Annotated in this window: 10 protein-coding genes and 1 pseudogene; 6 read left to right on the top strand and 5 right to left on the bottom strand. The window is 76.8% G+C overall.

Annotated elements, in window-relative coordinates; genetic code table 11:
* The first annotated feature begins 110 nt into the window (after nt 1–110).
* Both OO48_RS03320 and OO48_RS03310 read left to right on the top strand, forming a co-directional pair.
* A complete protein-coding gene (locus tag OO48_RS03320; RefSeq protein WP_051731679.1) occupies nt 111–1,985 on the top strand; it encodes an ABC transporter permease in 1,875 nt (624 codons plus the stop codon).
* 378 nt (nt 1,986–2,363) lie between these two features.
* A complete protein-coding gene (locus tag OO48_RS03310; RefSeq protein WP_033212625.1) occupies nt 2,364–2,645 on the top strand; it encodes a hypothetical protein in 282 nt (93 codons plus the stop codon).
* A 45-nt stretch (nt 2,646–2,690) separates the two neighbouring features.
* Here the strand turns inward: OO48_RS03310 and OO48_RS03305 are convergent, their stop codons facing one another.
* Nucleotides 2,691–3,695: a DUF4349 domain-containing protein gene (locus OO48_RS03305; RefSeq protein WP_051731678.1), complete on the bottom strand. Its 1,005-nt coding sequence runs from the start codon at nt 3,693–3,695 to the stop codon at nt 2,691–2,693.
* A gap of 159 nt (nt 3,696–3,854) precedes the next feature.
* Between OO48_RS03305 and hemG the strand changes: the two genes are divergently transcribed.
* Both hemG and hemQ read left to right on the top strand, forming a co-directional pair.
* Nucleotides 3,855–5,282 carry a protoporphyrinogen oxidase gene (hemG, locus tag OO48_RS03300; protein WP_342449626.1) on the top strand — a complete coding sequence of 476 codons (1,428 nt, stop codon included), beginning with the start codon at nt 3,855–3,857 and terminating at the stop codon, nt 5,280–5,282.
* Nucleotides 5,279–5,989 carry a hydrogen peroxide-dependent heme synthase gene (gene hemQ, locus OO48_RS03295; RefSeq protein WP_033212618.1) on the top strand — a complete coding sequence of 237 codons (711 nt, stop codon included), beginning with the start codon at nt 5,279–5,281 and terminating at the stop codon, nt 5,987–5,989. The genes hemG and hemQ overlap by 4 nt, the downstream gene beginning before the upstream one ends.
* A gap of 222 nt (nt 5,990–6,211) precedes the next feature.
* Here the strand turns inward: hemQ and OO48_RS03290 are convergent, their stop codons facing one another.
* From OO48_RS03290 to OO48_RS34270, 3 genes and pseudogenes are all read right to left on the bottom strand, one after another.
* Nucleotides 6,212–6,973, bottom strand: a complete 762-nt coding sequence (locus OO48_RS03290) for a TIGR04222 domain-containing membrane protein (RefSeq protein WP_033212617.1) — start codon at nt 6,971–6,973, stop codon at nt 6,212–6,214.
* Nucleotides 6,974–7,054: 81 nt separating this feature from the next.
* Nucleotides 7,055–8,140, bottom strand: a complete 1,086-nt coding sequence (locus OO48_RS03285; RefSeq protein WP_033212615.1) for a TIGR04222 domain-containing membrane protein — start codon at nt 8,138–8,140, stop codon at nt 7,055–7,057.
* 34 nt (nt 8,141–8,174) lie between these two features.
* A pseudogene (locus tag OO48_RS34270) lies at nt 8,175–9,450 on the bottom strand (MbnB/TglH/ChrH family RiPP precursor modification enzyme).
* Nucleotides 9,451–9,649: 199 nt separating this feature from the next.
* On the opposite strand from OO48_RS34270, the gene OO48_RS03275 reads away from it, so the two are divergent.
* The gene (locus OO48_RS03275) at nt 9,650–10,567 is read left to right on the top strand and encodes a GNAT family N-acetyltransferase (protein WP_033212613.1); all 918 of its coding nucleotides are present in this window, start codon (nt 9,650–9,652) and stop codon (nt 10,565–10,567) included.
* Between the two features lie 33 nt (nt 10,568–10,600).
* Here OO48_RS03275 and OO48_RS40560 read toward each other — a convergent pair whose 3' ends face one another.
* Nucleotides 10,601–12,748 carry a restriction endonuclease gene (locus OO48_RS40560; protein ID WP_051731675.1) on the bottom strand — a complete coding sequence of 716 codons (2,148 nt, stop codon included), beginning with the start codon at nt 12,746–12,748 and terminating at the stop codon, nt 10,601–10,603.
* A gap of 175 nt (nt 12,749–12,923) precedes the next feature.
* Between OO48_RS40560 and OO48_RS03265 the strand changes: the two genes are divergently transcribed.
* Nucleotides 12,924–13,730 carry an alpha/beta fold hydrolase gene (locus OO48_RS03265; RefSeq protein WP_033212609.1) on the top strand — a complete coding sequence of 269 codons (807 nt, stop codon included), beginning with the start codon at nt 12,924–12,926 and terminating at the stop codon, nt 13,728–13,730.
* The last annotated feature ends 49 nt before the right edge of the window (nt 13,731–13,779 follow it).

Raw genomic sequence — 13,779 nt, 5'->3', positions numbered from 1 at the left:
GTCCCCACCCTAGGAGCATCCCCGGCCCGTGTCGGTAGAGCTGTCTCCACTCTTCACGGTGGACCGTCCCCCACTGCGCGGACGGCCGCCGACCGGTTGGCTCGGGCACCATGACGACCGCACTGACCAGGATCGCCGTACGCTCCCTGTACGCCGGACGGACCGCCCTGCTCGGGGCGTTCACCGCACTCGCCCTCGGCGTCGCGCTGATCGCCTCCACCCTGCTCGGCCTCGCCGCGAGCACCGGACTGCCGCCCGGCGAGGACCGCACCGCGCTGATCGCCCAACTCGGCACCACCTGCGGGGTCAGCCTGTTCACCGCCGGGTTCGTGGTCGCGTCCACCTTCTCCTACGCGGTCGCCCGGCGCCGCCGCGAGTTCGGCCTGCTCCGCCTCGCCGGCACCACCCGGGGGCAGCTCTCCCGCGCCGTCCTGCTGGAGGCCCTGCTGCTCGGCCTGCTCGCCGCCGCCACCGGCTGCGCGCTAGGCCGGGCCGCCGCCCCGCTGCTCGCGCACGCGCTGAGCGCCGCCGGGCTCGCCCCCGTCGGCTTCCGGATCGACACCCCCGGGTGGCCGCTGGTCACCGCGTTCTGCACCGGCCCGCTGATCGCCCTCGCGGGCACCGCCCTCGCCGCCCGGCGGGCCGGCCGGGTCCGCCCGCTCGAAGCGCTCCGCGAAGCCGACGTCGACCTGGAGGTGATGACCACCGGCCGCCGACTGTGCGGCCTCGCCCTGCTCGGCGGGTACGCCGCCGTGGTGGCCGTCGCGCTCGCCGGCGACCCGGCCGAACTGCTGCACCGCAAGACCTACACGCTCCAGCCGATGCTGCTGGTCGCCGCCACCGCCCTGCTCTCCCCCGTGCTGGCCCGCCCGCTGCTGCGGCTGCTCACCGCCCCCGCCCACCGCCCGCCCCGGCTGGTCCGGGCCGCCGCGCTCGGCGGCCTGCGCCGCACCGGCGCCACCACCGCCCCCGTCCTGCTCGCCGTCGCCCTCGCCGGCACCCTGGTCGGCGCCCCCGCCACCGTCGCCGAAGCCCGCGCCGCCGAAGCCCGGAGCACGGTCGCCGCCGACCTCGTCCTCACCCCCGGCCGGGGGAGCGCCGACGGCGCCGACCCGCTGACCGCCGCGCTGCGGTCGCTGCCCGGGGCCGTCGTCTCGCCGAGCGCCGCGACGCCGCTCGCGGTCGTCGAGGGCGACGGGACGGTCGTCCGCGCCGAGGGCCGGGCCGTCGCCGACCCGGCCGCGCTGGCCGCCACCACCCGGCTGCCCGTCGCCGCCGGCGACCCCGCGACGCTCGACGACGACAGCGTGGTGCTCGCCGAGGAGTGGGGGAACCCGCAGGTCGGCGACCGGGTGCGGGTCGTGCTCGCGGACGGCGCCCGGCGCGAGCTGCGGGTCGCCGCCGTGCTGCGCGACGGGACGGGCATCAACCCCGTCTACGTCACCCCGCGCAACGCGCCCGGCGCCCGGACCGACCGGATCGACGTCCGCGGCGCCGCCGGGGAGGCGGTCACCGCGCTCGCCCGCAGCCACGGCGCCCGCGCCGAGACCCGCGCGGCCTGGCTCGACGCCCACTACTCCGCCGACGACCCCCGGCGGATCCGCCGGATCGCCGCCGTCCTGGGCCTCGCCCTGCTCTACACCGCCATCGCCCTCGCCCACACCGCGCTCACCACCACCACCGACCGCCGCCGCGAACTCGCCCGGCTCCGCCTGGCAGGCACCACCCGCGGCCACGTCCTGCGGCTGGTCGCCGCCGAGACGCTCCTCGTCACGGCGGTCGGCGCCCTGCTCGGCACCGCCGCCACCCTCACCACCCTCGCCACCATGGACGCCGCCCTCCACCGGCAGGGCGCCCCCGTCCCGCTCACCCTGCCCTGGGCCGCCCTCGCCGCCACCGCCCTGCTCTGCGCGCTGATCACCGTCCCCTGCGCGGTGCTGGCGGCCCTGCGGGCGACCAGGGGCCGTGCGGTGGAAGCCCGTTAGCGGGAGCCGGGCAGCCCGCTCTCCCGCCCGGCGGGCGGGAGGGCGGGGCGGGGAGCCGCGAGCGGCGGGAAGGCCGTCGCGGGCCGCCCGGAGTCCCCCGGGCTCGGCACCGGGCACCACGGCGAGGTGCTGAGCCGCGAGCTCTCCCGGGCGGGGGAGCGGCCCGCCACCGGGCGGAACGCGGCGGCCACGCCCGGGTGGGCGCGATCCCCGAGTCCGGGCGGCACCACCGGCAGTGGCGACCGCCCCGGAGGCCCGCCCGACCCGCGCGCCGCCAAGGGCCGTGCACCGGAAGGCCGTTGACCCGGGGCAGCCGTTCTGCGTCCAGGCCGTTTACGGGACGCCGCCGACTGGCTACGTTGGATGACGGGGGGTGTCATGAGCGGTCTGTTCCTGTTGCTCGGATGGGTCGGCGTCCTGTGGGTGTTCGCCACGGGCGTCCTCGGCCACGACTGGTCGCTCGCCGGCCTGATCATGCCGCTGGCGACCTTCGCGCTGTTCGTCGCGGGCCAACTGCGCCGGGGCGAAATCCGCCGGCAGCAGCAGGCGGCCGCCGAGGCGTGGGAGCGCCGCCGCCTCCGGGAGGAGGCGGAGCGGGAGGCCCCCGCCGGGCCCCCGGCCCGTCCCGACGGGGAGGGACCGGACGTCGCCTCCGGCTGACCGGCGCCCCCGCCCGGCCCCGGCCCCGGCCAGGCGGGACGGCCTTCAGGAGTCGGTTCCGCCGTCGGAGTCCGGGACGTGCGTCGGGCGGGGCGGGACGGGGGAGGGCTTCGGGCGGGCGCGCAGGCGCCTGCGCAGCAGCCAGGCGAGCGGGGCGAGGAGCAGCAGGAAGGGGGCGACGGCGGCCAGGCCCATCAGGAGGGCGCGGAGCAGGGCGACCAGGGCGTGCCAGCCGGCGGCCAGGGCGCGGGCGACCGAGGCCCAGAAGCCGGTCGCCCTCTTCTCGGGCGCGGCGTGCCGCTGGGCGGGCGTCACCAGGTCCAGCGTCACGGTGGACAGCGAGGTGCGGGCGGAGAGCCCCTGCTGCTGGCGCTGCAGGGACTCCAGGTCGGACTCGCGGCGGGTCAGCTCGCTCTCCAGCGACACCACCTCCGACAGGCTCTTCGCGTCGGCCATCAGCGCCCGCACCCGGTCCACGCTGGCCTGCATCGACTTGAGCCGGCTGTCGACGTCGGCGATCTGCTGGGTGAGGTCGTCCGCCTTGCTGGTCAGGCCGAGCTGCTTGCCGAGCGCGCCGAGCCCGTCCAGGGTGCCCTGGTAGGACGCGGACGGGACCTTGAGGGTCAGCGTGGACTGCGCGGTGTCGTCCCTGCCGCCGCGCAGCTCCTCCCCGGCGACGTACCCGCCCGCCCGGGTGACCAGGTCGACGGCCTTGGCGCGGGCCTCGTCCACGGAACCGACCTGCACGGTCAGCTGCGCCTGGTAGGCGATCCGGCGGTCGGCCGCCGCAGGTCGGCCGTCCGTCCCCGTGGCGTCCCCGGAGCCGGCGGCGCCCGGGGCGTCCGCGCTGCCGCCGGCTCCGGGGGCGGTGCCGCCCTTGCCGGGAGCGGCCGCCCCCGCGGCCGCCCCCGCCGCCCGGCCGCCGTCCTGGGCCGCCACCGCCGGGGCGCCCGACGACGCCGTGCCGTCGGAGCTCGCGCTGCACCCGGCCAGCAGCAGGACCGCCGCCACCGCCCCGGCCGCGCCCGCTCTGCGTACCCGCAGGTCCATTCCGTACCCTCCCCGTGTTCCGGGGCGGGCCGGTCGCCCACCCCCACGCGACTGTGACGCGGCGGCCCCCGGGGCGGACCCGCACCCGCGGTACCGGATCGGTCACGTCGCGGACTCGCGCCGGTCTCGGGGCGCGCGGGGGCGATCCGGGCGATCCGGATAAGGGCTGGGAGACTGATCGACATGGCGAAACCTCACGTCGTGGTGATCGGTGGCGGGATCGCGGGCCTGGCCGCCGCCGCGTTCCTCGGGGACGCGGCGGTGCGGGTGACCGTGCTGGAGGCGTCGACGCGCTTCGGCGGGAAACTGCGCGGCGGCGAGGTCGGCGGCGTCCGGGTCGACCTCGGCGCGGAGTCGATGCTCGCCCGCCGCCCCGAAGCGGTCGAACTGGCCCGCCGGGTCGGCCTCGGCGAACGGCTCGAACCGCCCACCACCGCCAAGGCCGCGATCTGGACCAGGGAGGGCCTGCGCCCGCTGCCCGGCGGCCAACTCATGGGTGTGCCGGGAGACCTGGACGCGCTGGAAGCCTCCGGCGTGCTCACCCCCGAGGGCCTGGAACGGGCCCGCCACGAGCAGCCCGCCGAACTCGGTGAGGACGCCCCGATCGGCCGCTACATCGCCGACCGGCTCGGCCGCGAGGTCGTCGACCGGCTGGTCGAACCGCTGCTCGGCGGCGTGTACGCCGGGCACGCCGACGAGATCTCGATCCGCGCCGCCGTCCCGCAGCTGCTCCAACTCGCCGGGCGGGGCGGCTCGCTGACCGCAGCCATCCGCGACCTCGCCGGCCGCGCCACCGCCACCGGACCGGTCTTCCAGGGCCTGGACGGCGGACTCGGCACCCTCCCCGAGGCCGTCGCCGCCCACGACCGCGCGCACGGCGCCGAACTGCTCGCCGGCCACCCCGTCGACGCCCTGCGCCGCACCCCCGACGGCTGGCGGATCACCGCCGGCGGACGCGAACTCGCCGCCGACGCCGTCGTGCTGGCCGTCCCCGCCCCGCAGGCCGCCGCGCTGCTCGACGCCGACGCCCCCGGCGCCGCCGCCGAACTCCGGCAGGTCGAGTACGCGTCCATGGCCCTGGTCACCCTCGCCTTCCGCCGCGCCGACCTCGCGGACAGCCCGCTCGCCGGCAGCGGCTTCCTCGTCCCCCCGGTCGACCGGCGCGGCATCAAGGCGTCCACCTTCTCCAGCAACAAGTGGGGCTGGCTGGAGCGTTCCGCCCCCGACGCCTTCCTGCTGCGCACCTCGCTCGGCCGCCACCGCGAGGACGCCGCGCTCGACCTGGACGACGCCGAACTCGTCGCCCGCTCCCTCGCCGACCTGCGCGCCGCCGTCGGCCTGCGCGCCACCCCGTACGACCACGCCGTCACCCGCTGGCGGAACGGACTCCCGCAGTACCCCGTCGGCCACCTCGACCGGGTCGCCCGGATCCGCGCCCGCCTCGACGCCCTCGGCGCGATCGCCGTCTGCGGCGCCGCGTACGACGGCGTCGGCATCCCCGCCGTCATCGCCGGCGCCCGGCGCGCCGCCGAACACCTCACCCCCGGCACCGGCAGCACCCACTCGGAAGGGACAATGGGCTCATGACCGAAAGCACTGAGCAGCCCGTGAAGAAGAAGGCCCGCGACCTCAACCAGGTGATCCGCTACACCATGTGGTCGGTGTTCAAGCTCAAGGACGCCCTCCCCGAGGACCGCACCGGCCTCGCCGCCGAGGTCGACGCCCTCTTCGAGCAGCTCGCCGCCAAGGACGTCGTCGTCCGCGGCACCTACGACGTGTCCGCCCTGCGCGCCGACGCCGACATCCTGGTCTGGTGGCACGCCGAGGACTCCGACGACCTCCAGGAGGCGTACAACCGCTTCCGCCGCACCGGGCTCGGCCGCCACCTGGAGCCGGTCTGGTCCAACATGGCGCTGCACCGCCCCGCGGAGTTCAACAAGTCGCACATCCCGGCGTTCCTCGCCGACGAGCGGCCCCGCGAGTACGTCTGCGTCTACCCCTTCGTCCGCTCCTACGAGTGGTACCTGCTCCCCGACGAGGAGCGCCGGGCGATGCTCGCCGAGCACGGCATGATGGCCCGCGGCTACCCCGACGTCCGCGCCAACACCGTCGCCTCCTTCGCCCTCGGCGACTACGAGTGGCTGCTCGCCTTCGAGGCCGACGAGCTCCACCGCATCGTCGACCTGATGCGCGACCTGCGCCCCTCCCGCGCCCGCCTGCACGTCCGCGAGGAGGTCCCGTTCTTCACCGGCCGCCGCAAGCCGGTCGCGGACCTGCTGGCCGGTCTGTACTAGGTCCTGTCCGGTCGATCTTGTCGGATCAGCGCGCGGCGTTGGGCGCCCGGCTGGGAGTGCCGGCGGAACGCCCTCGTACTGGATGTACTCGGGTGTTTCGCCGGTGCTTCCAGGCGGGATGCCCGGCGTCGGGCGCCCGGCAAGATCGGCCGGACAGGGCCTAGGGGAACCAGGGGCTCGGGGAACGGCGGGTCCGGGCCCCCGGTGCCGCGCCTCGTCCGCCTACGAGCCGAGCGCCGCGCGCAGCCGGGGGTCCTGGACGGCGGCGGGGCCGGCGATGGCGACGGCGGTGAGCAGGTCGTCGTCGGTGGCGGGGGTGTGCCGGCAGGGGAGGGCGCGCAGCAGGGTCTGGCCGGCGGGGGCGGCCCACGCGGTGTAGGCGTGGACGTCGACCCGGGCCATCAGCAGGGTGCCACCGGTGAGGACCAGGGGGAGGGCGTACCAGGCGACCGCAGTGCGGGCGGCGGTGCCGTCGGGGGCGGTGAGCAGGACGGTCAGCAGCAGCATCGCCGCCGCCCCGACGAGCGCGTACCGGACCTGCCGGACCGCCCGCAGGGCGTGCTCGCGGACGACGGCCGGCGTCGCCAGCCCCGCGGAGGTCAGCCGGTCGCCGATGTCGCGGACGGTCGGGTGCGCGGCCAGCGCGGCCTTCAACTGGGCGGTGCGGCACTGGCCCTCGGGGCCGATCGCGCCGATCAGCGCCCGCTCCAGGCGGCCGCGGCCGCGCGGGTCGACGACGGTGGTCCAGCCGGTGTGGGCGAGGTGCAGGCGGCCTACCCCGGCCATCCTGACCAGGGCCAGGTCGACCACCCGGGCGGGGCCGCCGGCCAGGTACGCGGTCTCGTACAGACCGACGCCCGCGGACCGGGGGAGGTGCTGCGGGGCGTTCCCGGCGAGGGCGTCCGCGATCGCGGCGACCCGTACCAGCCGGAGGCAGGAGAGCACCGCGGCGGCACAGGACGGGATCAGCAGCAACACCCACATGCTTGCTGTTCTAGTCCCGTGCGCGCCGGGAGCGGAACACGTACCCGGGCCGCGATACCGAACTGTGACTCGCCGGTCGGTTCAGGAACCGCCGCAACCGCCGCCGCCGCAGGAGCTCGACGAGCCGCCGCAGGAACTCGACGAGCCGCCGCAGGAGTGCGAGGAACCCCCGCAGGAGTGGTGCGAGGAGGAGCCGCCGCAGGAGTGGTGGGAGCCCCCCGAGTGCCCTCCCGAGTGGCTCCCCGAGTGGCCGGACGAGCCGCAGGAGGAGGCGGGCGTCCCGCACCAGAGCACGGCGCCGGCGCCGTACCCGGCCGCGACCTCCTCCGGGCGGGACGTCCCGGTGCTCCAACCGGAACGCCCGGAGCTCCGGCCGGTGCGGGTGGACGCGGACGGGCCGGTGATCGCCTCGCGCAGCGCCCGGTGCCCGGGCTCGCGCAGCGCGGCGACGCCGTCGAGGGCGAACGCGCCGACCAGCTCGGCGTGCGCGGCCTCCACCTCCCGGGGCCGCCAGGGGACGCTGCCGCGGACCAGCTCCAACTGGCGCAGGCCCGCCGGGGTGATCCGGTTCTTCCCGGGGCTGGTGGCGGCCAGGCTGACCAGCGTGAACAGCACCAGCACCCCGTACGGGAAGAACGGCGGGACGGTGGACTCCCACTCCGGCCCGTTCAGCCACCGGGAGGTGGAGACCGCGCCGAGCACGAGCGTGGTGAGCAGCGCCAGCACCAGCAGCCGGCGGGCCCGCCAGGCGGCCCGCAGCGCGGCCGGGTCGCGCAGCAGGCCGCGGGCGGCCAGCCCGTCGCCGATCTTCTGCACCTCGGGGCTGCCCATCACGCAGGCGCGCAGCACGGACAGGTCGCGTCCGGCCCGGCCGCCGACGGCGGTGACCAGGACGCGCTCGACCGGGTCGGACGTCCGGTCGGCGGTGACGGTGACCCGGCGGGCCCGGGAGACCACCACCCGGCCCTCGCGCTCCATCCGGACCAGCGCGGTGTCGGCCACCCGGGCCGGGCCGCCGGACAGGAAGGCGACCTCGAACAGCGACTGGCCGCGCCCGGGCAGGCCCTGCGGGTCGGTGACCCGCCGGCTGCGCCGGTTGAAGACGGAGACGGCGGTGAGGGCGAGCGCGACCAGCGCGGCCGACAGGACGAACAGGTGGTTCCACATCCCCCGTGGTTCCTTTCGCAGAGGTGGGGCTCGGTTACGGGTGCGCCCGGGCGGTGCGGGCGCGGCGCGGCAGCAGGCGGCTCCACCGGGAGGCGGCGGGGTGCAGCAGGCGGTGCAGCGCGGGGTGCCAGCGGGCGTCCGGCGCGGCGTCCAGGGCCCATTCGGCGAAGGCCCGGGCGTCGGCGCGGTAGCCGCCGGTGAGCGGCCGCCCGGCGCAGTAGCGGGCGAACAGCGGGGCGAAGTCCGGGCCGAGCAGCTCGGGGAGCTCCGGCACCAGGTGGCCGACGGTCTCCCGGCGCTTGGCGAGCAGGCCCTCGGCCTGGACGCGCAGCTGCTCCGGGTCGAAGCCGTCGGGCGAGGGGGCGCCGGCCACCAGGGCGGCCAGCAGCTCCTCCTGGCGGTGCGCCAGGTGGACGCGGGCGAGGGCGAGTTCGGCGTCCTCGCGGTCGCGGATCAGGTACTCGTGCTGTTCAGACACGGGCGGTCTCCCTGCGGTGGCGGAGCTGGACGCGGCGGATCGCGTCGAGTTCGGCGGACAGTTCGGCGGGCGGCGGGTACGCGCCGTCCCGCTCCAGCAGCACCCCGGGCGGGTCGGTCCGGGCGCAGAGCTCGGCCAGCACCTCCAGCACGGGCGCGGTGACGGGGTGGGTGTGGGTGTCGTGCCAGACGCCGTCGCGCTCGACACCCCCGGCGACGTGTACGTAGGCGAGGGCCTCCAGCGGCAGCCGGTCGAGTTCGGCGGCCGGGTCGACGCCGAGGTTGACCCGGTTGGTGTGCAGGTTGGCGACGTCCACCAGCAGCCGGACGCCGGTGCGCTCGACCAGCTCGGCGAGGAACTCCGCCTCCGTCAACTCGTCGCCCGTCCACGCCAGTTGGGCGGCGATGTTCTCCAGGGCGAGCGGCACCGGCAGCTCCTGCTGGGCGATCCGCACGTTCGCGGCCACCACCCGCAGCGCCTCCCGGGTGCGCGGCACCGGCAGCAGGTGCCCGGCCTCCAGGCCGCCCGCCCGGACGAACGCCAGGTGCTCGCTGACCAGCGGCGCCCCCAGCGCCTCGGCGACGGCGGCCAGCCGGGCCAGCCGGGCCGGGTCGGGCGCGGCGGCGTCCCCCAGGCCGAGCGAGACGCCGTGCGGGACGACGGCGGTGCCGCGGGCGCGCAACTCGGCCAGCGAGGGCGGCAGGTGGTCGGGGCAGACGTTCTCGGCGACCACCTCCACCCAGTCCAGACCCGGCAGCCGCTCCACCACGGTGTCGATCTCGGGACGCCAGCCGATGCCGGTGCCCAATCGCGGAATATCGGACGAAGGCATATTCCACCCCCTCTTCGCGGGCTTTTCCGGCCGCTTCGACCCCCGCTGCCGAGGATGTATCCGCGGCGGACCGATGCCAAGCGGGACAACGGAAACTCAGAGCTGAACTTGAGGTTTCACCACCGCTGAACGAACTGCCGTGCGGGTGGGGGGAAATTCAGCAGCGCACGGACGAATTACTGGCTAACGTGACATGCCTATGACTTCGACGCCGTACCGCATCCGCCCGTTCGCCCCCGCCGACGCCGCCGACGCCGCCGCGGCCTACCTGGCCGGTCGCCCGCACCTGGTCACCACCCCCGAGGTGGTCGCCTGGCAGGCCGGTCTGCCCCACTACCACCTGCTGGTCGCCGAACGGGCCGAACGGGTCGTCGGCACCGCCAGGTTCGGCCCGGTGACCGAGAGCGCCACGCCCCACCAGGGCTTCCTCAACGTCAGCGTGCTCCCCGAGCACCGCGGCACGGGCATCGGCACCGCCCTGCTCACCGCCGCCGAACGGGAACTCGCCGCCCTCGGCACCAGGGACGTGCACGGCTGGGCCGACGACACCCCCGCGGCCCTCTCCTTCGCCGCCGCCCGCGGCTACCGGCGCGGCCGGGCCGGCCGCTTCTGCGGCCTCGACCTCACCGCCCCGCTGCCCCCGCTGCCGCCCACCCCGCCCGGCGTCGAACTGCGCACCGCCGCCGACTTCCTGGACGACCCGTACCCGATCTACCTGGTCGACGTCGACGGCACCCGCGCCGAACCCGGCGACCTCGTCCTCGACGACCAGCCGTACGAGGGCTGGCTCGCCGAGATCTGGCAGCGCCCCGACCAGGACCACACCCTCACCGCGGTCGTCCTGGCGGACGGCGAACCGGTCGCCTTCTCCGCCGCCCAGACCGACGGCCACCGCACCTACTGGTCCGCGTTCACCGCCACCCGCTCCACCCACCGCGGCCGCGGCCTGGCCGGACTCGCCAAGATCCACTCCCTGCACCGCGCCAAGGCCCGCGGCTTCACCGTCGCGTACACCCAGAACGACGCGGGCAACGCCCCGATGCTCGCCATCAACGCCCGGCTCGGCTACCGCGAGTGCGCGACGGAGTGGAAGCACACGCGGGCGCTCTGCGAGTAGCGGGCGCGGTCCCGTCCGCCCCCGGTCGTGCGTTCACGCGACGTCCACGCCGTGGTCGCGGGCCAGGCCGGCCAGGCCGTCGGACCAGCCCTGGCCGACGGCGCGGAGCTTCCAGCCGTCGGCGGGGTGGCGGTAGACCTCGGCGACCAGCATCGCGGAGACCGCCGGGTCGGCCGGCGGGCGGAACACCCAGCGGCCGGTGCCGGAGACGAGTTCGACCGTCGGATCGACCAGGTCCGCGCAGGTGCCGTCGCCGTCCGCGTCCAGGTTGACCGAGATCGCCACCCGCCGCACCGCGTCCGGGAGTCCACCGGTGCGCACGGTCGCGTCGCGCTCCTCGGGACGCAGCACCACGGCGCCGCCCTCCGCGCTCGGCTGGTGGTAGAAGACGAAGTCCTCGTCCCGCCGGACCTTCCCGTCCGCGTCGAGCAGCAGCAGCGTCAGGTCGGCCGCCGCCCCGCCGGCCCGGAACCGGACGCGCACCTCCCCGTCGGGCAGCACCAGGTTCTGACCCGGCACCAACTCCGTCGCGGGGGCGGCGGACACGGCGGGGGCGGCCGGGACGCTCCGCTGGACGGGGATCGCGGGAGCCGCCGGACCGAGCCGCCCCGGCAGGCCCTGCTCGCGGAGCAGTTCCAGCAGCATCGGCCCGTCGACCAGGGTGAGCGGCTTGTTCTCGACGTGCTTGCGGGAGCTGGGGCCGAAGCCCGCCGTGGTCACCAGGATGCCCCGGTTGGCGCCCTGGTGGCGCATGGTCGACTCCAGGTCGCGGACGGCGCTCGGCGGGACGGTCTTCCGGTACCGCTTGGCCTGGATGACGATCTTCCCGCCGGTGATCGGGTCCGGGTCCTCGGCCAGCACGTCCACGCCCTCGTCGCCGCTGCGCGCGGTGGTGCTGGTGCGCAGGCCCCGGCGGCGGAACAGCTCGGCGACCAGTTCCTCGAACTCCAGCGGGTCCATCTCGAACAGGTCGGGCCCCTCGCCGTCCGCGCCGGAGCCGGAGCCGGAGCCGGAGCCGGGAACGGAAGCGGGGGCGGGGGCGGAGCCGGGCGCCGGGACGGGGCCGGCGGCGGCCGGCACCTCCGCGACCGTCTCGGCCTTCTCCGGACGGGCCGAGATCCGTCCGCCGAGGGCCCCGACGAAGCAGTCCAGCGGGGCGACCCGGTCCAGGGCGAGCGCCTCGAAGACGGCGCGGTCGGCCTCGACGGCGAGCAGGCAGCGCTCGCCGTCCCGCCCGGTCGCCGGATCGGGGGCGACCACCACGCCGTTCAGTCCCACCGAGGCGAGCAGCCCCCCGGCGTCGGCCCGGAACACCTCCGCCAGCACCCGCAGCGCGCACTGCGCCAGCACCTCGCGGTACAGCTCCCGGCGCTGGGCGGCGGGCCGGGCCACCTCGTCCTCGCGGTCGTCGGAGCGGACGTACCGGTACCGGCCCACCGCCGGCACCACCTCGTACGGCGGCAGCTCCCAGCGCACCACCAGCCGGCGGGCCGGGGCGTCCCACCAGGTCTCGCCGTCGGCGGGGAAGCCGTCCGGCCAGTCCTCGCGCCAGTCGACCACCGCCTCGAAGTACTCGGCGACCGCCGCCGCCTCGCCCGCCCGCAGCCGCGCGGCCAACCGGTCGGCCTGCGCCGACTGCCCGGCCAGCAGCCGGTGCCGCTCGGCCGCCCAGGCGTCGTACTGGGCCCGGTAGTCGGCGAGTTGGCGCTGCCGCTGCTGCTCGGCCGCCCAGGCCGCCTGCCAGTCGTGCTCGAAGGCGGCCCGGGCCCGGGCGGAGTGCTCCTCCCACTGCCGGCGCGCCCCCGGGTCGTACGCCAGGTGGCCCGCCGGGGGCGGCACCAGGTACCAGGTCTGGTCCGGCATCGGCACCGGCACGCCCAGCGGGCCGGGGTCGAACGGCGGCACCGCCGGGCGGCCCCCGGCGGCCAGCGAGAACCCGGGGCCGGCCAGCCCCGCCGCCAGCACCCCGCGCAACTCGGCCACCCGGGCGTCCAGTTCGGCGCTGCGCCGGGCGGCGTCCGACTCCCGCCCCTGCTGGTACGCCTTCAACGCCTCGCGCTCGCCCCGCGCCGCCGCCCGCTGCGCCTCCCGCTGGGCGCGCTCGTTCTCCCGCTGCCGGGCGGCCGCCGCCCTGCGCTGGGCCTCCGCCCGGCGGTGCTGCTCGCGCTGCGCCTCCGCCAACACCGACCACACCCCGGAAGACCGCCGCCGCGCCACGCCCGCCCCACCCACGTCCAAGACCGTTCGGAAGACGATCAGTCTTCCACGCCGGTGGGCACCCGCGTCACCCGCCGCCGTACCCTGACCGGACACTCCGGACGCGCCGCGGTTCCGGACGGGAGACGGAAGGTCCTCGATGAGCCACACGATGGTGAACGGCGCCGCGCTGCACTACGACGAGTCCGGCCCGGCGGATGGCACCCCCGTCCTCCTGGTCCACGGGCACCCGTTCAACCGCACCCTGTGGGCCCCGCAGGCCGACGCGCTGGCCGCGGCCGGGTACCGGGTGATCACCCCCGACCTGCGCGGCTACGGGGAGAGCGAGGTGACGCCCGGCACGGTGCTGCTGGCCGACTTCGCCGACGACGCCGCCGCCCTCCTCGACCACCTGGGCGTCGAGCGCGCGGTGGTGGGCGGCGTCTCCATGGGCGGCCAGATCGCCATGGAGTTCCACCTCCGCCACCCCGGACGCCTCCTGGCGCTCGTCCTGTCCGACAGCTCTGCCCCCGCCGAGACCGAGGAGGGCAAGGAGTTCCGCAACCGGATGGCCGACCGGCTGCTCGCCGAGGGCATGGCCGGCTACGCGGACGAGGTGATCGACAAGATGCTCGCCCCCTACAACGTCACCGCCCTGCCGGAGACGGCCGCCCGCGTCCTGGGCATGATGCGCGCCACCGACCCCCGCGGCGCCGCGGCGGCCCTGCGCGGCCGCGCCGAGCGCCCCGACTACCGCGACACCCTGCGCACCGTCACCGTCCCCACCCTGCTCCTGGTCGGCGCGGACGACGTCTACACCCCCGTCACCGACTCCGAGGCCATCCGCGCCCTCGTCCCGCACGCCGACCTGGCCGTCATCCACGACGCCGGCCACCTCCCGGGCGCCGAACAGCCCGAGCGGTTCAACGCCGCCCTGCTGGACTTCCTGCGCACCCGGCTGTCCTGACCCGGGAGAGCCGGAGGGCCCTGCCCCGGCCTGACCGCCGGGGAGGGCC

Source organism: Kitasatospora phosalacinea (assembly GCF_000716545.1).
Taxonomy (GTDB): domain Bacteria; phylum Actinomycetota; class Actinomycetes; order Streptomycetales; family Streptomycetaceae; genus Kitasatospora; species Kitasatospora phosalacinea.
Note: the sequence above shows the minus strand (reverse complement) of the source record. Positions and strands in the feature narration are given on the sequence as shown.